Source organism: Paenibacillus sp. MY03 (assembly GCF_002165585.1).
Lineage (GTDB): Bacteria > Bacillota > Bacilli > Paenibacillales > Paenibacillaceae > Pristimantibacillus > Pristimantibacillus agaridevorans.
On sequence record NZ_MXQD01000001.1, the window covers coordinates 345,006 to 365,546 of the forward strand.

Consider the following 20,541-nt stretch of genomic DNA (forward strand, 5'->3'; position numbering starts at 1 on the left):
ACCGATGGAAATTTACGCAAATCGACGCGGCGGCATGGCCAATATCTTTTTTAACGCTTTTTTTATCGTCCTGTCCATGCTCATAGTCGCACCGTTCATTCTGATCGTCTCCGTCTCGCTGACGGATGAAAGCGCGCTGGCGTCATTCGGCTATTCATTTCTTCCCAGCCGGTTCAGCACGCTTGCGTACGAATATTTGCTGCAGACGCCGATGGTCATTCTTCGGGCGTACGGCAACACTTTGTTCATTACGCTCGCGGGCACGCTGCTCAGCATTCTTCTGACGAGCATAATCGGCTACGTGATATCCAGAAGAGACTACGCGCTGCGCTCTCCGCTGACGGTATTCGTGTTTATTCCGATGATGTTTTCGGGCGGGCTGGTGCCGTTTTATATTCTGGTCACGCAATATTTGCACCTTAAGAACTCGTTATGGGCGATCATATTGCCTGGATTGCTGTCACCCTTCTACGTGTTGATCATGAAAGGTTTCATGAGCAAAATCCCGTATGAAATCATAGAGTCGGCCAAGATGGACGGTGCCGGCGAATGGCGGATCTTCTTCCGGATCATCCTGCCGTTGTCCACGCCGGCTCTTGCCACTCTGGGACTGTTTATCGCGTTCAACTATTGGAACGAATGGTTTAACGCATTGCTCTTTATCGATGATGACCGAAGGGTGCCGCTGCAGCTGCTGTTGGTGCGAATTATGAACACGCTGGATTTCCTTCGCAACAACAGCGAATACATTCAGGGGCTTGGCATCGACATGAGCCAGTTCCCGAACGAATCCGTGCGGATGGCGCTGGTCGTCATGGTCGCCGGACCGATGATGTTCGTGTTTCCTTTTTTCCAAAGATACTTTGTGCAGGGAATGACGGTCGGCTCGTTAAAGGGCTAACTGGCACTGAAATGGTTTAATTAAAATCAGGGGGAATAACCATGACAAAGATGAAATATGTGTCGATGCTGCTATTGTGCGCGGCCCTGCTGCTGGGAGCTTGCAGCGGCGGCGGTCAAGGAAACAAACCGGCGGGCAATGGCGGGGAGACAGCCCAGCCGAGCAACAACGGAAGCGCAGGCGGCGAGGACGACAGCTTGTCAGAAGTGGAGCTGATCTGGTATTACGGGGTATCGCAAGTATCGCCGGACCAGAAGCTGATCGAAGACGAAGTCAATAAAATCGTGAAGGAAAAAATCAATGCAACCGTAAAGCTGCGGCCGGTCGATTTCGGCAGCTATACGACAAAGTTGAATACGGCGAGCGCCGCAGGCGAAAAATTCGATTTGGTCTGGACCGCCAACTGGGCGTTCAATTACGACGAAAACGTAAAGAAAGGCGCATTTATCCCGCTGGATGAGCTGCTGGAAAAACATGCGCCAGAAACGAAGAAAGCCATCCCTTCATTTACATGGGACGCTACCAAGTATCAGGGCGAGATCTACGCGGTGCCGAACTATCAGACGATCACATCGCGTTATGGCGTAAGCCTGCGTAAGGATCTGGTGGACAAATACGGTTTCGATACGAGCAGCGTCAAGAGGCTGGAAGATCTGGAACCGTTCCTGAAGCAGGTGAAGGAAAACGAAAAGGGCATCGTGCCTTTAATGCTGACAGGTCCTGGCACCGTGTTCGAACCGTTTATGTACGGCTTCGACGACAGCGGCGTTCGGATCGGCGACGATACGTTCCAGAGCAACTGGCTGGAGCAAACGCCGGAGTATAAAAGCTTCGTGGAGCTGATGCGCGGCTGGTTCGAAAAAGGCTACATCAACGACGACGCATCGACGGTTAAGCAGATCGACTCCATCTACAACGGCAAGTACGCGACCGGTCTGGAAAGCGCCATGAAGCCGGGTTACGAAGCGGAGAAAAAAGCCTCCAACGGAGGGTACGACGTGATCGGCATCCCGCTTACGGAAGCGACGACTCGCCGCACCTCCAATATTACGACACTGACCGCGATAAGCCGTACGTCCGCAAACCCGGATCGCGCGATGATGCTGATCGAGCTGGTTAACAACGATCCGGAACTGTATAACCTGCTTAGCTTCGGAATTGAAGGGAAGCATTACGAGAAGGTGGAGGACAATACGGTCAAGATCGGCGCCAATGCCGGATACAGAGCCCAGAACTGGGTGTTCGGCAACGTATTCAACGGCTATCTGGTCGAGGGACAGGCGGCGGACACTTGGGAGGAAACGAAAAAGCTTAACGAATCGGCGTTTGTGCAGCCGACCTTCGGCTTTGCATTCGACGACACCAACGTCAAGGCGGAATACGCCAACGTGATGGCGGTAAAGGCGGAATATCAGCCGCTTCTGATGACCGGTACGGTGGATCCCGACAAATATTTGCCGGAGTACCTGGAGAAGCTGAGAAACGCCGGCGCCGAGAAGGTTCAAGCGGAACTGCAGAAGCAGTTGGATGCTTGGGTAGCTGAGAATGTGAAGAAGTAATTGGCATCCGGTATTACTGATTTCTATAGGTTTAAATAAAAGGGGATGTAATCACCTGTGGGTGATGCAGCCCCTTTTTTTAGAATGTAAAAGTTTTCGGGCTTGGGAACTTACGCAAACGGGACAATAATTGAGCAAAAATACACAATTAAGATGAGGGAAGAGCAAGTTATTCGTACATTTGTACATATATACACAAATATTGGTTCCAAGAGATCCCGCTCGAAGATAGGAAGCGAGAATTTGTGTATTTTCGTACAATTTGCTGCGCAGGGGCTCCGTTTGTTTGAGAAATTGGGGAGAAATGCACAAATGTGCAGAGAGGCTGGTTTTCAGGCGCGATCCCATCAGACGTCCCTGAGCCTCGACGGCGATTGTTTTTTATGTTTTTTAAACGTGCGGCTGAAGTAGAAGATGTCGTTGAACCCCGTCGCGGCCGCAATCTCGGATATGGTCAGGGGCGAATGGCGAAGCATGTATTCCGCCTTGTCGAGGCGGGTTGCCGTTACGTATTCGGTAACGGTACGTCCCGTCAATTGCTTGAATACCCGGCTAAAGTGGAAGCGGCTCAGCCCGGCAATCTCGGAGAGCAGCTCGACGCCAAGCGGTTCCTTGAAGTGGAGATCGATATAGTGCAGAACAGGCTCGAAGCGTTCGATGTTCTTCATCCGCTCCGCATATTCATCTTTGGTGAGTACACTTGCGACATGCCCTCTCATCAGCAGCGTCAACAGGCGGTACAGCTCCGATTTGACCGCAAGCTCGAAGCCGAAGGAGCGGGTCTTAAGCTCATGCGCGATGGATAGGACACATGCGTTCAACTCCGCGTTGCCCCTGATATGGTTGCGGAACAGGATGCGGTTCTGAATAATAGGCGCGATAAACTTCGTATCGGCGGCGTCCTCGAATTGGCTGTGCAAGAGCGAAGTATCCACGATTAGGGCATAGTAGAACAAATCGGACGACCTGCTTACTCCATGATGCAGTTCGTTGCTGTTGACGACGATCAGATCGCCCGGCTGAACCTCATAGGCCGTCGTGCCGCACTCCATAACGGCTTCGCCGGCTTCGATGTAATGGAATTCCAGATGCGCGTGCCAGTGGTGCGCAAAGAGCGTCGTGTCCGCGTGTTCGAAGTGGGTGCGATGCACTTTGATCGGGAACCGGGGATCCGGCATGCTCATGGGTTCGCGCAAATTCTCGAAATTATCGAATGAATCGGTCATCCGCTCTCCTCCAGTTTGTTAAAGTACGAGTTCAAAAAGTTCGGTTATCAGTACCAAGAAGATTGGATGAAGCTAGAACCTGAGGAGCGGAGCGTAGTGGAAGCTACGTGAGCACTGGAAGGTTCGGCTGCATTCAATATTCGACGTCGAGTATTCTACTTGGATGACTTCGTAATGGGAAGCGGACTTTTTGAACAACCTCTTAGAGCACAAATGTACAAATAATCCGCACGGCTTTGCATGGCTTACATGGCTTATTCCATTATAATACGGAAGTGTATACATGCCAAAGGCTAACGGGAATTTACACCCCCGTATTTTTGAAATGACAAGGAGAGATCGGATATGTCAACTGTACAAATCGGCGTTATCGGAACCGGCTCAATCTCATCGTTGCATTTGAATGCTTATAAAAACAATCCGGACGCAACCATCTACGCGGTATGTGATCTGAACGAGGCGCGCGCCAAGGAAACAGCGGAGAAATACGGCGCGGTCAAAGTATATACGGATTACAACGATCTGCTCGCGGATCCCGGCGTGGAAGCCGTCAGCATCTGCACCTGGAACAATACGCACGCGGAGATCAGCATCGCGGCGGTTCGCGCAGGCAAGCACGTGCTGGTGGAGAAACCGCTCTGCCGCTCTGTTGAAGAAGCGCTTAACATTCAGAAGGCGGTAGAGGAGACAGGAAAAATTCTGCAAATCGGTTATGTACGCCGCTATGATCCCAACGGCCAGTTGCTTCGCTCGCTCGTCGAAGATGGGCGACTGGGTGAAATCTATTATGCGAAAGCGTCGATATTGCGCCGTCTCGGCAATCCCGGCGGCTGGTTCTCGGATATCGAACGTTCCGGCGGCGGCCCGTTGATCGACATCGGCGTCCACGCCATCGATATTTGCTGGTATATGATGGGCCGTCCGAAGGCGGTTTCCGTCAGCGCAAACACTTATCGCAAGCTGGGCAACCGCTCCAATGTCCAGGATCTGTCCTTCTATAAAGCAGCAGACTACGATGCAAGCAAAAACACCGTCGAAGATATGGCCAACGCGCTCATCCGTTTCGAAAATGGAGCTTCCCTGATGGTTGACGTCAGCTTTACGCTCCACGGAAAGCAGGACGAGACAGCGATTCGCTTGTATGGCGACAAAGGCGGCATGGAGATCGAGCCGGAAACAACGTTTGTGACGGAGATCAACAACCGTATCGTCAACGTGATCCCGCAGACGGATCATAAGGGCTTTGGATTCGAGGCGGCTTTCCAGAACGAGATCAACCACTTCGTCGAAAATGTTAAGAACGGTACGCAGCCGATCAGTCCGGTCGAAGACGGCGTCGAAATGATGAAGATTCTATGCGGCATCTACGAATCGGCGGAAAAAGGCGCTGAGGTGAGACTATGAAGCTGGGAGTAAGCACATACAGCCTGCACAGGGCATTCTCCTCGGGCGAGCTCTCGTTAACTGGCGTCATCGACTACATTGCCAGCATCGGAGCCGAGCATGTGGAGATCGTGCCGCTTGGCTTCAGCATGATCGAAGATCCGTCGCAGATCGAAACGATCCGTGACGCGGCTGCCGCAAACGGGCTGGAGCTGTCCAGTTACGCGATCGGCGCGAACTTTGCGGACAAGAGTGGCGCGGAATTCGAAGACGAGATCGAGCGGGTCAAGCGGGAAGTCGACGTATGCGCGGCGCTTGGCATCAAGCGGATGCGCCATGACGTCGCTTCCTCCAAGGATCTGTCCATCGGCAATTTTCTGGCGCAGCTTCCGCAATTGACGCAAGCTTGCCAAACGATCGCGGATTACGCAGCGGGCTTCGGCATTACGACAAGCGTGGAGAACCATGGTTATTTCATCCAACATAGCGACCGTGTACAGGCGCTAGTCCATTCGGTTGGAAGGGACAACTTCCGCACGACGCTCGATGTAGGCAACTTTTTGTGCGCGGACGAGAATCCTTTGACGGCGGTGGCAAATAACATCGGCTTAGCGTCGATGGTTCACGTTAAGGACTTTTATGTTCGTCCGGCAAATCGCAATCCCGGAGAAGGCTGGTTCAAGTCAACGGGGGGCCAATATCTGCGCGGCGCGATCGCAGGCCAAGGCGACATCGACATACCTGGCGTGTTAAGCATCGTAAAACGCAGCGGCTACGACGGCTTTATTTCCATCGAGTTCGAAGGCATGGAAGAATGCCGCAATGGAACGAAGATTGCGCTCGACAATGTCAGACGTATATGGAACGAAATTGTTTAAAAGATAGTATAGAAATTTTGAACTATTATTAAAAGTCGGTGTTCAAAAAGTTCGGTTATCAGTACCGAGAAGATTGAAGGCAACTAGAAGCTGAGGAGCGGAGCGTAGCAGAGCTACGTGAGCACCTGCAATGTTTCCGAAGGAAACATACTTCGTAAGCATATGCTTAGGTTCGGTTGCGTTCAATATTCGATGTCGAGTAAGCTTCTAGGCATACTTCGTAATGGGAATCGGACTTTTTGAACTACCTTTAGAAGGAGAGTGAGCGACAATGGTGCAACCAGTTATGACGAACAAAATCGGCGTTATCGTCGACAGCTTTAAGTTAGGCGTTCGCGATGGCTTAGTCAAGGCGAAGGAGGTCGGCGCCGACGGCGTGCAGATCTATGCCGTCAGCGGCGAGATGGATCCGGCCAACCTGTCGGCATCTGCCCGCCGGGAGTTAAAGGATTATATCGCATCGCTAGGTCTTGAGATCTCTGCCCTTGTCGGCGATCTCGGCGGCCATGGCTTCCAGGATGCGTCGGTCAACCGCGAAAAGATCGAGAAGTCGAAGCGGATTATGGAGCTTGGCCTGGACCTCGGTACCAATATTATAACGACGCATATCGGCATCGTGCCGGATGACCAGAGCAGCGCCGTCTACCGTTCCATGCATGAGGCTTGCGTGGAACTGAGCAGCTTTGCTGCGGGAATGGGCGCCTTCTTTGCAATCGAGACGGGACCAGAGAAGTCCGCACATCTGAAGTCGTTCCTCGACACGCTGGGCTCAAGGGGCGTATCCGTCAACTTCGACCCGGCGAACATGGTCATGGTGACGGGCGACGATCCTGTTCAAGGCGTTTACACGCTAAAGGATTATATCGTTCATACGCATGCCAAGGACGGCATTAAGCTGGTGGACAATATTGATCCGCGCGATGTTTATGGCTTCTTTGGCTACGAGAAGGCGCAGGGTCTCGACCACGATGTCATCGCACAGCAGGCGGAGACCGGCGAGACGTTCCGCGAGGTGCCGCTCGGCGAGGGCAAAGTCGACTGGAACGGTTACCTTCAGGCTTTAAACGATATCGGCTATAAGGGATATCTGACGATCGAGCGCGAAGTAGGCGCGAGCCCGGAGAAGGATATTGAGCTTGCCGTGAAATTCCTAAAGGGATATAGAGGTTAGTGGTTCACTAAGAAAACGACGCCTTCTCTCGGACGATGCCGAGGGAAGGCGTCGTGCTGAATAACTCGGCGATGGATTGAATTTTTTTGCGCGATACAGATGCCTCCGGATAAATCAAGTGTATCATACGGGTAGGATATTCCTTGCCCAAACGGTAGACCAGGTAGGGAATGGAGGAATGCGCCAGTACGGAAGGCAGCTCGGATCCCGAATAATAGGTAGAATAAAATGTCATCGTCATATAGATATGCGATGTAGGCAGTACCGTATACCCCACTCCCTCGGATACAAGATTGAGCATGATGCTCAAATCGTTAACCTCGACAATATCCTCGGGCATTTGCCCTAGCAATTGCAGCAATACTCTATCAATGAGCTTGCGCATAGGCTGATTGGAATAATACAGTATAAACTTGCCCCTTAGCAAAATATCCGCTGCTACTTCCCCATGTATGGAGGTTGAAGGAGCGTTGCCCGGTCCAATCAGAAGCATTTCGTCCTCGTGCACCGGGATGGCGTTTAAGCCAGGCGTGGGTTGGAAATAAGGCAGGATAGCCAGATCCAGCTCGCCGACCCCTGTCAGATCGAGGATGACTTTATAGTCATCTGATAAAATATTGTATGGAAGGTTCGGAAATCGCTCGTGCATTTGCTCCAGCACCGGCTTGAAGATCGTCCACCCCAATGGCTTCGCTAACCCAATACGAAGTTTGCCATTCTCAGGCTCTCCTTTGCCCGTATCACGAATGGAATTCATTTCTTCCACCGCTTTGGCCGCGTGATAGAGTACCGCTGCGCCATAACGGGTGGGCAGTACCCCCCTGCGATTGCGTTCCAACAACGGCATGCCAAGCTCTTGCTCCAGCTTTTGCAATCTTATGGTCAGCGCCGGCTGAGACAGATGCAGCACCTGCGAAGCTTTTGATATACTCTTCTCCCTTGCCACCGTAAGATAAGCGTGCAAATCCATCCAATCCATCTTAATCACCTTCAATCATTGATACTTGAATCATCATAACTCGATATATGTTAGTATACATTACACAATCATCGTTAGTACACGGGTGATTGTGGTATTTAAGATTTTTATTACCCTATTTCAATAAAATGATGTTATATTTCTTAACATAAACACGGCGTTGCGAAATAAGAGCCGTATGGAATTGGAGGGTGCGCAGATGAAACGGATCAAAATGCTTCTAATTGCGATGGCAGGAATAGCTCTGCTGCTGACGGCTTGCGGAGAAAATGGGAATGTATCGCCGACGCAGGTATCGAGTGGGAGTGAATCGGCAACGGCGACGGACAATCTGCTTGAACGGATCAGGCAGAAGGGAAAGATCATTGTAGCGACAAGCGGGACGTTTAAACCGAATACGTTTACGGACGAGGATGGTCAATTGGCCGGTTATGATATCGACTGGGCGAATATGATTGCGGATAAAATAGGCGTCGAGGCGGAATTTGTGACTGGCGATCTGGCGGGGCTCGTCCCCGGATTGGTTGCCGGACGTTATGATGTCATTCTCTCCGGTTTGATTATGACGGATGAAAGGCGCGGAGTAATCGACTTCTCCGAGCGTTACAAGGTAGACGGCGGTATTGCCGTCGTCCGCGAGGACAATACAGTAGTAACGGATGTCCGTAATCTGGAAGGGCTTCGCGTTGGCGTCATTGGGGGATCGGGTTACATGGAGGATGTCCAGCAGATCGGCGGCTATAAGGAGCTGAAAGAATATCCGGGTAGTCCCGAAGCTTTCATTGACCTAAAGGCAGGCAGAATCGACGTTTATGTGGTTGCAAAGGGAGGCGCAAGCGATTTTCTGATGAATGACAAAGAAAAGACGCTGCTAAAAATGGTTGGCGAAATTTATAACGAAAAGTATTCCGGTGTCGGCATTCCAAAGGGCGAAACCGAGTTGAAGCAATTGATCGACGAATTGATTGCAGAGAAGAAACAGGACGGCACCTATGATCAGTTGGCATTAAAGTGGTTCGGGTTCCAAATCCCGCATTGAGCGCGGGAAAAGGAGTGCAAGAGACTTAATCATGAAAGCCTGCTGAAGCAATGGCTCAGAGCGATGAAGGAGCGATAACCATGGATTGGGGAATTATATCAAGCTATTGGGATCTGTATATGCAAGGAACATGGGTTACCTTCAAGATTACGTTCCTGTCGATCATTATCAGTACGGTGATCGGTTATGTATTGGCGATAATGCGTCTATCTTCCGTGGCGCCGCTTCGCGGAATGTCATTTCTATACGTATGGTTCTTTCGGGGGCTTCCCGTGCTGCTGCTTCTGTTTTTTTTCTATTATACGATGCCTTTCGGGTTGAAGCTTGATGCTTTCACTGCCGCGATTATAGGCATATCGATCAGCTCGGCCGCATTTAAAGCCGAAATTATCCGTTCCGGCATCATGTCGGTGGATAAGGGGCATCTGGAAGCGGCGGAGGCGCTCGGCATGAACCCGTTGCAAAAGATGGGAAGGATCACGATACCGCGAACTTTCCGGTTGCTGCTGCCGCCCTATATAAGCAACAGCGTCATTATGGTCAAGGAATCGGCGCTGGTTTCGATCATTACGGTACAGGATTTGATGTTTGCCGCGCAGAGAGCATTCAATAATACGTTCAAGGTAGCGGAGACGCTGGGAGTTGCCGGCATGATTTATTTGACAGTGACGACCCTGCTGATGCTTGTACAATATGTGTGCGAGAAAAAGATGAGGACGGGTGTATAACGAAGGAGGAAGCAGCATGATCGACATTCGGGAGCTTAACAAGCAATTTGGCAAACATCTTATTCTGGATAATGTCTCGCTGCAGGTTGGCGAAGGGGAAGTTGTATCCATCATCGGGCCAAGCGGAGCGGGAAAGAGCACGCTGCTAAGATGCATTAATATGCTGGAGGTGCCGACATCCGGCTTGATCGAAATCGGCGGCAGGCCGGTCGCCTACAAAGCCAACAGGCAAGGAAGGCTGACATACCGTTCGCAATTCAACCTGACCTGGCTGCGGACAGAGGTCGGCATGGTATTCCAGCAGTTTCATCTGTGGCCCAGCAAGACGGTACTGCAAAATATTATAGAAGGCCCCTGTATTGTCAAAAAAATGTCCCGAGAGAAGGCGGTCAAGATTGCCGAGCAATTGCTGGAGAAAGTGGGGCTGCTGGACAAAATGAATGATTATCCCGCTCAGTTGTCCGGCGGACAACAGCAGCGAGTAGCTATTGCCAGAGCGCTGGCCATGGAGCCTAAGATCATGTTGTTCGATGAGCCGACGTCGGCGCTCGATCCCGAGTTGATTAATGAAGTGCTCGACATTATGGTCAAGCTGGCGAAGGAAGGCATGACGATGATCGTGGTTACCCATGAAATGTCTTTTGCGCGACATGTGTCCGATCGGGTCGTATTTATGGAGAAGGGCAAGATCGCGCAAATCGGGTCGCCGGAGGCGCTGTTCCGTTCCCCTGACTCCAGAATAGCGCAATTTCTATCGCAGCTTGATCACGATATCGATACGAGTCTTATGGGAGTCGAACCTAATCATAGTCGGCAAAGGCCGGAATCTGCGGGTTGAAGGGGATAGTGATGCATGGATACATTATTGGGACTCGCCGGCGCGGAGCAGGCGAGGTTAATACGAAGCAAACAAGTTTCGCCTGTTGAATTGATGGATGCCGTTCTGCAACTCGTTCATGCCCTTAATCCGGTTCTGCATGCCTTTTGCGAATTAAACGAGGAAGAGGCGAAACGGTCGGCGGTGCTAGCGGAGCAGCAAGTCATGAGGGGGGAAGAATTGGGACCGCTGCATGGCGTCCCTTTGTCGGTTAAAGATCTGATTTTGACCAAAGGAATACGCACTGCATTCGGCTCGCGCGTCTATGAGCAATATGTTCCGTCTGTTGACGATGTATGCGTAGACCGGATGAAACGGGCGGGAGCCATCGTAATTGGCAAAACCAATGTATCCGAATTCGGGTATCGGGGCGTAAGCGGCCGGTTCGGCGTACTGAAGAATCCATGGGATATGGATGTGGTGCCCGGAAGCTCAAGCGGAGGTTCTGCAGTAGCCGTCGCAACCGGCATGGGCGCCCTGACATTAGGAAGCGACGGAGGCGGCTCGATCCGCATTCCGGCAAGCCTGAACGGTCTCTACGGCTTAAAGCCGTCGATGGGGCGAGTACCCTTGTATCCCGGCAGCAGAGACCCGTCCATGCCCGGGAGCAGCAGTTGGGAATCGCTGGAGTGCATCGGCCCGTTAAGCAGGACCGTAGAGGATGCCGCGCTGATTATGTCGGTCATCGGCGGACCTCATCCAATGGACAGACATAGTCTTCCGGGTTTGCCCGACTACATGGCCGCCATTCGGAACGTTGATTTGCGAGGTTTGCGGGTCGCCTGGAGCGAGGATCTTGGATATGCCGCCGTTGAACCAGAGATTAGGCAGGCCGTCCGACTGGCAGCCAATGCATTCGAACAGATGGGCTGCATCGTGGAACAAGGGCATCCCGACTTGTATGATCCGTCTGATGTATTTTTGGGACTGATCGCGCGAGACAGCGATTTGGCGGGATTACGAAAATTGGCCGAACAATATGGCGAAGATATGAATCCGTTCCTGAGGCAATTCATTAGCCGGACTTGGCGAGATGAGGATCTGACGGAGGCGGCCATGAGCAGGCAGCAATTCAATATTGCATTCCGCACGTTCATGTTGCGCTACGATTTGCTGCTTATTCCTACGTTGGGTGTTCCGCCGTTCCCGGCAGCCTTGAACGCGCCGACTGTCATTGACGGACGCGAGGTGTCCGAGTCGCATTGGTCCACTTTTAATTGCTGGTTCAATATGACGGGCCAGCCTGCGGCGACCGTGCCGATCGGCTGGACGAGCGATGGTTTGCCGGTTGGCTTGCAGATCGTCGGAGGACATTTGCAAGATGAGATCGTACTTCGGGCATCCGCTGCTCTGGAGCAAGCATTGCCATGGCGACAAAAGCTGGATTCGTTGGTGGAACGATGGACGAATCCGAAAAATCGTTTTTCGGCGGATGTGATGAAAGGGAGCGAAACTTTGATATGAACAGAATAGGGATGATTATTCCGTCATCGAACACGGTCGTTGAGCCAATAACAACGAAATTATTATCAGAATATTCGGACATTAGTGTTCATTTTGCAAGATTTGGTGTCACGACCATAGAAGTAAGCGATGAGGCAAGACGCAGGTTTAGTGAAGATGCACTTCTTGAGGCCGCCAAGCTGCTGAATGATGCTGATATGGACGTTATCGCATACAATGCCACCTCCGGAGGATGGTTAGGGATGGAGTGGGATACCCGGCTATGCGACAGGATTGGCGGTCTGACCGGCAAACCTGCGACAACGGCATTGCTATCATTATTAGAAGCGATGGATTATTGCCGAATCGGCAGTTTCTGTTATGTGAGTCCATCCGCCGATTCAATTGTGCAATCGGCGATTGCGCAGTTTGAGAGTAAAGGTTACAGCTGCACAGGCAGCCGGGGATTTGGTATCACCATGAACCGGGAGAGCAGCAATATTAAGGCGGACGACATTTTGGCGGCTGTCGAAGATATATGGGTGCCCAATACGGAAGCCATTGTATTGTCCGGCACCAATATGCGCGGCAGCGCATGCGCTGCACGGCTGGAGGAGCATTATGAGGTTCCGGTACTGGATACGGTGGATACCGTCTTGTGGCAATGCATGAGGCTGCTGGGCTTGAGTCATAATCGAGTCGGATTCGGTGCGTCTTGGATGAACGAAGCTGAAAATTTCGCAAACAAATGGAGGGCATAACCTATGAATAAGTTTCTAAACAGTGGGAATTCCGTCAAGAGAAACGGGCGGTATACGATTCTGCTTCTAGTTGCAATGATGTTATGGATATCGGCTTGCGGCGGCGCAAATACGCCGCCGGCAGTTCAATCGACGGAAAAAGCCGCCCAGACGGAAGAGCCGGCTAAGAGCAGCGCGGTCAGCACGCTTGATCGAATCAAGGAAAGGGGCAAGATTATCATCGGCACAACGGCGACATCGCGGCCAACGCATTTCACGAACGAGAACGGGGAACTGGACGGCTACGATATCGATTGGGGCAAGTTGATCGCGGAAGAGCTGGGCGTGGAGGCGGAATTCGTAGCAGGCGCGTTTAGCGGGCTGGTTCCGGGATTGGTAGCAGAGCAATACGACGTAGTCATATCCGCTTTGGTCATTACAGAAGAAAGGAAGGAAATGATTGATTTCACGGACATATACATGACTGATGGGGCAGTCGCGATTGTGAAGGAGGACAACGATACGGTGACAGGCTTGGACGATTTGACCGGCCTGACGGTGGGGGTGCTGTCCGGTTCGGGATTTGTCGAGGACGTAAAAGCGATCGGAGGCTACAAGGAACTCCGGGAATATCCCGGCAATCCGGAGGGATACATTGATCTGAAAGCCGGGCGCGTGGATGTTTATGTAGCCGGCAAAACCGGAGCCAGCGACTTTATCAAATATGATGAGGGATCGCCGAAGCTGAAGATGGTAGGCGACCTGTACAACATGAAATACGACGGGATCGGATTGAGGAAAAACGAGCCGGAATTGCTCGCCGCCCTCAATGACATTATTGCCGCCCGCAAAGAAGACGGCACCTATGACGAGCTGGCTATGAAATGGTTCGGCTATGCCATGCCGCATTAAGCGGAGGAAATGGTCGCTATCTTATAGGATTTCAGGTGATATAGAATGACTCGTCACTACTTGGAGCAAATATTGGAGACGTTGAATCGGTATGGGAAGACGGATAACGGAATGATGAGGCTGGCCTACAGCAAGCCGGAACGGGATGCGGTAGCCTGTTTCGCCGAGCTGTGCGAAAGAGAGGGGATGCAAGTGCGTTATGACGCTTGCGGCAATCTGATCGCGCGGAAGGAAGGGAGGAATCCGGAACTGCCGGCCGTAGCTTTCGGCTCTCATCTGGACACGGTGTCGAATGGCGGCCGTTACGATGGAGCGGCGGGTGTCGCAGCTGCAATAAGCGTCATTCACAGCTTTAATCTTCAGGGCGTTCAAACCGACTGTCCTCTTGAAATCATATGTTTCGCATGCGAAGAATCATCCCGGTTCGGCGTCTCGACCATCGGAAGCAAGGCCATGAGCGGGGAATTGAAGAAGGAAGGTTTGGAGCGGCTGAAGGACAACAAAGGAATAACGTTGCCAGAAGCGTTGGATGCGAGCGGATATACGTTCGCGAGCATCGAAGATAGTCTGCGGGACGGCAAGGAACTGCGAGCGTTCTTCGAGCTTCATATCGAGCAAGGACCGTATTTGGAGAACGAAAAGAAGCAGATCGGCGTTGTCTACGCGATTGCTGCTCCTGTCAGACTGGCGGTCACGGTGCGGGGCCGAACGGCTCATTCGGGAGCAACGCCTATCCATATGCGTAAAGACGCTTTATTGGGAGCGGCCGAGATTGCGCTGGAGCTGGAAGCGATGGCGAAACGAGAGCTGCTTAACGGGATGGTGGCCACTGTTGGAGTGCTGAGCGTCAATCCCGGCGCCATCAACGTGGTGCCGGGATTGGTGGAGATGCAAGTGGATATTCGCTGCTCGACGGAGCAGGTCAAACGCCAGTCGATGGAAGAAGTACGCAAGCTGTTCGAGCGGGTCGGCCGCGAGAGGGGATTGTCTATTGAATGGGAGCTGCTTAGCGACGAATCGCCGACGCTTCTGCATGGCGACGCGATTGCATCCATTCGATCGGCATGCGAAAGCCTGGGCTTCAGTTATGCGGTCATGCCAAGCGGTGCGGGACATGATGCCATGAATATGACCCGCCTATGTCCGACCGGACTGTTGTTCATCCCGTCGCGCGAAGGTCTCAGCCATCATCCGGACGAATATACGTCAATCGATTCGTTAGCCGAAGGAGCAATGGTATTGGGCAAGGTCATACGGCAATGGGCGCAAGCAAAGGGGCCGGGAACTACAGAATAATGAAGCGCTCGGAACGGGCGGCAAAGGAAGGGAGCGAGCAAGACCAGTGCGTTGGGATCATATTGTACGCGGTGGAACGATAGTTGCACCTGAAGGCATGCATATGGCAGATATTTATATAAAGAACGGCAAGATAACGGCCATCGCCAGCGAAAGGCTGCCGGGGGAAGCAAGGGAGGAGACGGATGCACGGGGACTGCACCTTCTGCCTGGCGTCATCGACATCCATGTGCATTCGAGAGATCGCGGGGCGACGCATAAGGAGGACTTTGCCCATTCAACCAGGGCCGCGGCCGCCGGCGGCGTTACGACGCTGTTTGAGATGCCCAATACGAATCCGCCGGTTTATCATGCGGAAAGCTTTTTAGATCAAGCTCGTTATTTGGAGCAGAAAGCATTCGTCGATTTCGCCCTGTGGGGCATATGCCTCGGTGAACCCAACAGAAAGCATCTCGATTCGTTGGCCGAAGCCGGGGCTATCGCATTTAAATTTTTTTGGGGTTATGCCATCCGGCAGCATACCTATCAGTTGGTCTATCAAGCCGACGGCTCGGATCCCGACATTATTCCTCCTATGGGAGACGGAGAGGTTTTCGGGCTGTTCGAACAGGTTGCGCGTACCGGCAAAGTATTGGCGATTCACGCCGAGAACTATGATTTGATCCAAACGATGACGCGACAGGTCAAAGCCGGCGCCGCGCGCGATTATGATGCGATGCTTCGTGCCCGGCCAGGACTCGCGGAGAAGCTGACGATTCAGACGGCTATCGCATTTGCGAAGGAGACCGGAGCCAGGCTCCATATTTTGCATATGAGCACGGGCGATGGCGTCGACCTGGTGCGCGAGGCGCAGAAGGAAGGTATCGCGGTTACGGCGGAGACATGTCCCCATTACTTGTTTCTGTGCGACGAGGACTATGAACGGCTCGGATCCGAGATGAAGGTGTATCCTCTGATCAAGCGCAAGAGGGATCAGGAGAAGTTATGGCAAGGCATTGAAGACGGCACGATCTCGATTGTATGCTCCGATCACGCGCCTCATACCGAAGTGGAGAAAACGGGCGACATATGGAGCATTCCGTCAGGCATATGCGGGGTCGAAACGTTGCTTCCGCTAATGCTGCAAGGCGTTCATGAAGGCAGAATCACCTTGCCCCGCTTGGCCGCGCTGCTCTCGGAGAATCCGGCCCGTCAGTTCGGTTTGTATCCCAGGAAGGGCAAACTTCAAATTGGCTCCGATGCCGACATTACGATCGTGGACTTGAAGCGCCAATCCGTCATCCGGCGTGAAGAGCTTCACAGCAAAAGCAAGGTGACGGCGTTCGATGGCATGCCGGTTAATGGTTTGCCCGTAAAGGTCATCCTTGGAGGCAGGACGGTGATGGAGAACGGAGCGTTGATCGGTGATCCTGGCGGCAAGCTGGTTAATCCATTAGGATGAGGACAGACTGTCCAACATGTCCTTCGTTCTCCAAGCCTTTAATACAAACAGCCAGCCCGGACGTTGGGCTGGCTGTTCTGCGCGTGCGGCAGCAGTTAATCAAATACCTGCAACAGTAAGATCATATCTCCCGGATTCGATTCGCAGCTCCAACCGCTCCTCGATTTGTTGGACGTCGAGGATGCCCGCCGCTTGCCCGCATACCTTACCGTTCGCCCAAATGGCGACATCAGATATCCGTATAACGGCATGATGGCAGTCTTCCGGCTTGAACATTGGCAACACAAGTTTGGCCTTCATCGCTGTCGGCACATGAAGTGTCAGTCTATACTCATTCGGAGACTCTTGCGTTCCTCGCTCCCACCCGGCGGACAAGGCGCCGAACGGTGTGACGACGGTTGCCCTCGCGTGCGAGAGCCCTTCCGGCATAAAAGGCGCGATCTCGGCTTCTGCAAAGCCAGGTGCAAGCGAACGTATGCCCACCACGTATTCCTGAAGCATCCTGGCCGGATAACCGTTCCATGCATGGCAATGCGATTCGATATCGTCCCAGCCTTCCCACATGGTAGGCGCCCCTTGACTGATCATATAACCCCAGCCGGGATAGCTTTCCTTGCTAATCAGCCGATAGGCGGCCTCGCCTTGCCCATTCTCGAAGAGTGCCCGCAGCAGCGGCAGCGACAATACCGTGCGGCTTTCCCAAGGGGAGTTCGCGATATAATCGACGATATCGGCGGCGTCGCCGGCAGGCGCAAGTCCGAGATGCACGGCAAGCGCGTTGACGCCTTGATGAATCTGGCCGGATCCGAGGCCGGAGCGGAACCGGCGGGCAGCCGAATCATACAAACGTTCGACAATCGCTTCCCGAAGCAGACGCGCCTCGGCATCGTAATGCGAGGCATCCCGGTCCCTGCCGATAAGGCCGGCCATCCGCGAGAGGACGTCAACTGCCAGGTGCAGCTTCATGTTTTGCACCGCAAAGGGTGCCGAGCTAGTCTCCTGCTCCTGCGGATTGGAGCCGTGATCGACGGACGGATACGGCCAATCGCTGATATGCCAGCCTTTGTCTAGCGGGACAAGACCGGAATTTGTGTCTCGAATGCCGAGATAGTAGTCGACCATGCGTTTGGCTGTATCGTAATACCTTACGATCAGGCGATCGTCGCCGGTATGCATGTACAGTTTCCAGAGCAGGGAGCAGAAGTGCAAATCCCATTCGGGAATTTGCAGCTTGAAATCCGGCTTATCGTAGTTCGTCGGATAGACAAACGGGAAGGTTCCGTCATCCAGCTGCCCTCCCGCGAAATCAGTAAGCACCTTTTCCAGTGCTGCCCTGGCATCGAAATTGTACAGCAGCGTCTCTGCCTGAAGATCGGAATCGGCGAGATATTGCGCCTGCTCGCGATGCGGACAATCGACGATTTGGCCCAGCACATTGTTTTTCTGCGTTCGGATGCAGGCGGCGTACAGCTTGTTCAGAAGCTCGTCGGACGAGTCGAACGAGCCGAGCTCGGCCATTCCCGTATAAGCGAGCACAAGCGACAACTGCTCTCCCGGCCGAATCGTTTCGGGATAACCCGTCACCTCGATATATCGGAACGCCTTGTATGAGAAATCCGGCTGCCAGGTTTCCAACTCATCGCCGCGCATCGTGTACTGATCGTAATAATGATGGGATGTTTCGTTGCTAACGTTGTGTTTGACAAAGCCATGCTCGTCCAGGTCCTCCGAGTACCGCAGCCGAATTGTCGTTCCCGAGATGCCGGCCAGCGTAATCCGCGGCCAGCCCGACAGGATTTGTCCGGCGTCGAACACTTGCCGAAGCGTCTCCGGCGTTCCGTCATCCCCCGGCGTCAACGCTTGCTTGACGAGGGTCGGCACAATCAGCTCCGCTTCGGCGCCCTCCTGCAGGCGCTGCCGCTTCATCGGCCAGCGATGAGCCGGAATCCCCGACGGCACGGCCTGCAGGCATGCTTCCGCGGCAAAGTTCGTCCGGTTCCACGCCGGATCCAGCTTGCGGGCATCATAATCTTCGATGGCGGATACGCGCCTGTTTTGCTGGTAGGGGGTTCCGCTAGCATGCGGAATTTCCTGTACGATCTGCCAGGATTCGTCCGTACCGAATGTTTCGCTTGAGCCGTCTTCGTAGATCACTTCGAGCTGCAGGCGGAAGCCGGGCAAGCCGTCGACATAGTTTTGACCGCCGCCTCCCAAATAGTGGGCAATCGCAGCCAGACATACTTTGCCGGGACGAAGAGACGAGGTTACCTCATAGGCCATATACAGCTTGCGCTGCTCCGGATTGGTCGGCGCGGGGGAGCCATAGCCGCCGATTCGGCTTCCGTCGATGAACAGGCGCATGGCATGATGAGCCGAAGCAAACAGCAGCGCCTGGCGGATTGGCCCTCGCAGCTCGATATCTTTGCGGAAATAGGCAAAATCGTTGATTTGCAATTCGCCCGGTTTCCAGATCCACTGAGCGCGCCAAGCTTCCGAATCGCCCAGGCCAGTAAGGAAAGTGGCGGGCTCCGATGCGATGACATCCCCTTTCTCGTCTCTGGCGAGTACCTTCCACCAATAACGGGTGCAGTCTGGCAGCTCAGGCCCGCCATATCGGCAATCTGTCAGCCGCCCGGTCATCATGCCGCTGTCCCAGACATCGGTTTGGCCGGGGGAAAGCAGTTCTCGCCGCGTAGCTAAGAGGAGCTGGGCTGCAACGGGCTGCGCCTCCCCTCGCGCGTAATCCAGTTGCCAGGATAATTGAAGATCGGTCACGTCTATACCGGTAGGGGAATCTTGTCCGTCGACGTGCAGGTGATGTATGAGCGCCATGCCACTCTCTCCTTTACGATTGCATCAAGTGTCGTTTCTGCTATCGTAGCCCAGAGAGTTGATCCGCGACAGGGGCTGATATGCTATATTTATAGGTGGATTACATACTACAATACCTTCTCTGGGGAGTGTTCATAATGAAAGGGCCTCGATCTCACCCTGTCTTGCAGGGAAACATTTACTGGAATGAGGATCAGTTCCCGCTGCATGTCAATCGGGAGAAAGAAGCTTTTTCCTTGCCGCTCCATTGCCACGACTTTGTCGAGATCAATTTTGTCGCCGAAGGACGGGGCATGCACTATATTGCCGAAGACAGCCTGGAAGTGAAGCGGGGCGATCTGTTTATTATTCCGACGGGGACCGCCCATGTGTATCGCCCGCTCACCGAACGGATCGGCAACGAGCTTATCGTATACAATTGCCTGTTCGCTCCTGAATTGATCGAGCGCTTGCGAATCGCATTTCCTGCACAGGATGAAGTCTTCTCGCAGACGACAGGGGGGGAGAGAGGTTATGCCTCGTTCTCCGATCGCAATGACGAATATCGCACGCTAATGCAAAGCCTGTATCGAGAACATGTGTTGCGTCTTCCAGGAACGGAGGCGGCGCTGCTTAGTCTGCTGATGCAACTGCTGATCTCGATGCACCGCAACGATAAGGGCGGCGAGGAGTCTCTATCCTTGCGCCAGCTGTCGCCCGTATTCGAACATATCGCGGTACATTACCAAGAGCCGATCGCGCTGCGAACGCTCGCCGGTCTCGTATCGCTCAGCATTCCCTACTTGCAGCGCCTGTTTAAACGTGCCACGGGGCAAACGATCGTCGAATACATTCAGAATCTGCGCATAGAGAAGAGTTGCGAGCTGCTCCGGCATACGGAGTTCCAGGTGCAGGAAATCGCTTATTTGTCCGGCTACAGAGATATGAAATTTTTCCATCGTTTGTTCAAAAAGAAAACAGGCACGTCGCCGCACCAGTACCGGCAATCCGTTTTGAATCAACCTCTTAATAACCTGTATCCGTAGCCGAGTTTAATGCGGTCCTGCGCGAAGCCCCTGCTCTCCGGATGTCTTGACGACGATTCTGCGAGCGTTTACAATTCGCTTAACCGATTGAAGGCAGGGGTAGGGTGATCG

Annotated in this window: 17 protein-coding genes; 14 read left to right on the top strand and 3 right to left on the bottom strand. The window is 53.1% G+C overall.

All coding sequences use genetic code 11. From position 1 onward, the window contains the following. Nucleotides 1–4 precede the first annotated feature (4 nt). Nucleotides 5–901: a carbohydrate ABC transporter permease gene (locus tag B1748_RS01070; RefSeq protein WP_087566006.1), complete on the top strand. Its 897-nt coding sequence runs from the start codon at nt 5–7 to the stop codon at nt 899–901. Nucleotides 902–942: 41 nt separating this feature from the next. Then, nucleotides 943–2,460: an ABC transporter substrate-binding protein gene (locus B1748_RS01075; RefSeq protein ID WP_087566007.1), complete on the top strand. Its 1,518-nt coding sequence runs from the start codon at nt 943–945 to the stop codon at nt 2,458–2,460. 347 nt (nt 2,461–2,807) lie between these two features. Here the strand turns inward: B1748_RS01075 and B1748_RS01080 are convergent, their stop codons facing one another. Continuing rightward, a complete protein-coding gene (locus tag B1748_RS01080; protein WP_087566008.1) occupies nt 2,808–3,686 on the bottom strand; it encodes an AraC family transcriptional regulator in 879 nt (292 codons plus the stop codon). A 345-nt stretch (nt 3,687–4,031) separates the two neighbouring features. On the opposite strand from B1748_RS01080, the gene B1748_RS01085 reads away from it, so the two are divergent. The 3 genes from B1748_RS01085 to B1748_RS01095 all read left to right on the top strand — a co-directional run bounded on the left by B1748_RS01085 (nt 4,032) and on the right by B1748_RS01095 (nt 7,118). Then, nucleotides 4,032–5,090, top strand: coding sequence for a Gfo/Idh/MocA family protein (locus B1748_RS01085; protein WP_087566009.1), 1,059 nt, complete (start codon nt 4,032–4,034; stop codon nt 5,088–5,090). Beyond that, the gene (locus tag B1748_RS01090; protein WP_087566010.1) at nt 5,087–5,947 is read left to right on the top strand and encodes a sugar phosphate isomerase/epimerase family protein; all 861 of its coding nucleotides are present in this window, start codon (nt 5,087–5,089) and stop codon (nt 5,945–5,947) included. The genes B1748_RS01085 and B1748_RS01090 overlap by 4 nt, the downstream gene beginning before the upstream one ends. A 271-nt stretch (nt 5,948–6,218) precedes the next feature. Next, the gene (locus tag B1748_RS01095) at nt 6,219–7,118 is read left to right on the top strand and encodes a sugar phosphate isomerase/epimerase family protein (RefSeq protein WP_087566011.1); all 900 of its coding nucleotides are present in this window, start codon (nt 6,219–6,221) and stop codon (nt 7,116–7,118) included. A gap of 7 nt (nt 7,119–7,125) precedes the next feature. Here B1748_RS01095 and B1748_RS01100 read toward each other — a convergent pair whose 3' ends face one another. Next, nucleotides 7,126–8,097, bottom strand: coding sequence for a LysR family transcriptional regulator (locus B1748_RS01100; RefSeq protein WP_087566012.1), 972 nt, complete (start codon nt 8,095–8,097; stop codon nt 7,126–7,128). 199 nt (nt 8,098–8,296) lie between these two features. Here B1748_RS01100 and B1748_RS01105 point away from each other — a divergent pair, with 199 nt between their 5' ends. From B1748_RS01105 to allB, 8 genes are all read left to right on the top strand, one after another. Continuing rightward, on the top strand, nt 8,297–9,136 hold the full coding sequence (locus B1748_RS01105) for a transporter substrate-binding domain-containing protein (RefSeq protein ID WP_179215304.1): 840 nt from the start codon (nt 8,297–8,299) through the stop codon (nt 9,134–9,136). 80 nt (nt 9,137–9,216) lie between these two features. After that, the gene (locus tag B1748_RS01110) at nt 9,217–9,864 is read left to right on the top strand and encodes an amino acid ABC transporter permease (RefSeq protein ID WP_179215305.1); all 648 of its coding nucleotides are present in this window, start codon (nt 9,217–9,219) and stop codon (nt 9,862–9,864) included. Nucleotides 9,865–9,880: 16 nt separating this feature from the next. Beyond that, a complete protein-coding gene (locus B1748_RS01115; protein ID WP_087566015.1) occupies nt 9,881–10,702 on the top strand; it encodes an amino acid ABC transporter ATP-binding protein in 822 nt (273 codons plus the stop codon). Between the two features lie 15 nt (nt 10,703–10,717). After that, a complete protein-coding gene (locus tag B1748_RS01120) occupies nt 10,718–12,205 on the top strand; it encodes an amidase (RefSeq protein ID WP_087566016.1) in 1,488 nt (495 codons plus the stop codon). After that, nucleotides 12,202–12,945, top strand: coding sequence for a maleate cis-trans isomerase family protein (locus tag B1748_RS01125; RefSeq protein ID WP_087566017.1), 744 nt, complete (start codon nt 12,202–12,204; stop codon nt 12,943–12,945). The genes B1748_RS01120 and B1748_RS01125 overlap by 4 nt, the downstream gene beginning before the upstream one ends. Nucleotides 12,946–12,948: 3 nt before the next feature. Continuing rightward, nucleotides 12,949–13,836: a transporter substrate-binding domain-containing protein gene (locus B1748_RS01130; protein WP_087566018.1), complete on the top strand. Its 888-nt coding sequence runs from the start codon at nt 12,949–12,951 to the stop codon at nt 13,834–13,836. Nucleotides 13,837–13,881: 45 nt separating this feature from the next. Next, complete coding sequence (locus tag B1748_RS01135) at nt 13,882–15,132, top strand: M20 family metallo-hydrolase (RefSeq protein ID WP_087566019.1); 1,251 nt, start codon at nt 13,882–13,884, stop codon at nt 15,130–15,132. A gap of 46 nt (nt 15,133–15,178) precedes the next feature. Next, nucleotides 15,179–16,573, top strand: a complete 1,395-nt coding sequence (allB, locus tag B1748_RS01140) for an allantoinase AllB (protein WP_087566020.1) — start codon at nt 15,179–15,181, stop codon at nt 16,571–16,573. Nucleotides 16,574–16,672: 99 nt separating this feature from the next. Here the strand turns inward: allB and B1748_RS01145 are convergent, their stop codons facing one another. Further along, complete coding sequence (locus B1748_RS01145) at nt 16,673–19,405, bottom strand: alpha-L-rhamnosidase (RefSeq protein WP_087566021.1); 2,733 nt, start codon at nt 19,403–19,405, stop codon at nt 16,673–16,675. Between the two features lie 137 nt (nt 19,406–19,542). Between B1748_RS01145 and B1748_RS01150 the strand changes: the two genes are divergently transcribed. After that, entirely contained in the window at nt 19,543–20,430 is an 888-nt protein-coding gene (locus B1748_RS01150; RefSeq protein ID WP_087566022.1) for an AraC family transcriptional regulator, read from the top strand. Nucleotides 20,431–20,541 lie beyond the last annotated feature (111 nt).

Excerpts from the sequence above, each read along its gene's own strand:
- B1748_RS01070 (WP_087566006.1), top strand. The coding sequence starts at position 5 with ATGGAAATTTACGCAAATCGACGCGGCGGCATGGCCAATATCTTTTTT.
- B1748_RS01075 (WP_087566007.1), top strand. The coding sequence starts at position 943 with ATGACAAAGATGAAATATGTGTCGATGCTGCTATTGTGCGCGGCCCTG.
- B1748_RS01080 (WP_087566008.1), bottom strand. The coding sequence starts at position 3,686 with ATGACCGATTCATTCGATAATTTCGAGAATTTGCGCGAACCCATGAGC.
- B1748_RS01085 (WP_087566009.1), top strand. The coding sequence starts at position 4,032 with ATGTCAACTGTACAAATCGGCGTTATCGGAACCGGCTCAATCTCATCG.
- B1748_RS01090 (WP_087566010.1), top strand. The coding sequence starts at position 5,087 with ATGAAGCTGGGAGTAAGCACATACAGCCTGCACAGGGCATTCTCCTCG.
- B1748_RS01095 (WP_087566011.1), top strand. The coding sequence starts at position 6,219 with ATGGTGCAACCAGTTATGACGAACAAAATCGGCGTTATCGTCGACAGC.
- B1748_RS01100 (WP_087566012.1), bottom strand. The coding sequence starts at position 8,097 with ATGGATTGGATGGATTTGCACGCTTATCTTACGGTGGCAAGGGAGAAG.
- B1748_RS01105 (WP_179215304.1), top strand. The coding sequence starts at position 8,297 with ATGAAACGGATCAAAATGCTTCTAATTGCGATGGCAGGAATAGCTCTG.
- B1748_RS01110 (WP_179215305.1), top strand. The coding sequence starts at position 9,217 with ATGGATTGGGGAATTATATCAAGCTATTGGGATCTGTATATGCAAGGA.
- B1748_RS01115 (WP_087566015.1), top strand. The coding sequence starts at position 9,881 with ATGATCGACATTCGGGAGCTTAACAAGCAATTTGGCAAACATCTTATT.
- B1748_RS01120 (WP_087566016.1), top strand. The coding sequence starts at position 10,718 with ATGGATACATTATTGGGACTCGCCGGCGCGGAGCAGGCGAGGTTAATA.
- B1748_RS01125 (WP_087566017.1), top strand. The coding sequence starts at position 12,202 with ATGAACAGAATAGGGATGATTATTCCGTCATCGAACACGGTCGTTGAG.
- B1748_RS01130 (WP_087566018.1), top strand. The coding sequence starts at position 12,949 with ATGAATAAGTTTCTAAACAGTGGGAATTCCGTCAAGAGAAACGGGCGG.
- B1748_RS01135 (WP_087566019.1), top strand. The coding sequence starts at position 13,882 with ATGACTCGTCACTACTTGGAGCAAATATTGGAGACGTTGAATCGGTAT.
- B1748_RS01145 (WP_087566021.1), bottom strand. The coding sequence starts at position 19,405 with ATGGCGCTCATACATCACCTGCACGTCGACGGACAAGATTCCCCTACC.
- B1748_RS01150 (WP_087566022.1), top strand. The coding sequence starts at position 19,543 with ATGAAAGGGCCTCGATCTCACCCTGTCTTGCAGGGAAACATTTACTGG.